At 50.0% G+C, this 352-nt stretch carries 1 pseudogene; it reads right to left on the bottom strand.

What is annotated here, in order from left to right:
• Window positions 1–352 (bottom strand): annotated as a pseudogene (locus tag AB9F29_RS21505) (adenine nucleotide alpha hydrolase); the annotation flags it as partial.

The raw sequence follows: 352 nt of genomic DNA, 5'->3' as shown, positions 1-352 counted from the left end.
GGCAGTCTCGATTTTATGGATGAGCGCCAAGTCGCCGGCGGAAATGGCAATGCCCGTCTCAACGCGACTGGCCAAACAGGGTTGTGCGGGCAATGTGGCGATATCCGGCAACCCAAGCAACCGCGCGAAGTTTCGCAACTCCGATTTGTCGATTTTGGCCTCTACAAAAGGGTGTAAAACGTTATTCTCTTTCGCAGCAATCAATCCGGGTCTGTATTCGCCAAGGTCGTCCAAATTTGTGCAAGCAGCTAGGTCTCCGTGGCATTCCTGACGGATGCGTGCATAGAGATTACTTTTACAGAAATAGCAGCGATTATGGGGGTTTTTAATGTAATTTGGGTCGTCAAACTCT

Origin of the sequence: Falsihalocynthiibacter sp. S25ZX9 (genome assembly GCF_041205405.1) — a bacterium.
Lineage (GTDB): Bacteria > Pseudomonadota > Alphaproteobacteria > Rhodobacterales > Rhodobacteraceae > Falsihalocynthiibacter > Falsihalocynthiibacter arcticus.
The sequence above is the reverse complement of the archived record's forward strand: the minus strand, read 5'-3'. Positions and strand labels throughout refer to the sequence as shown.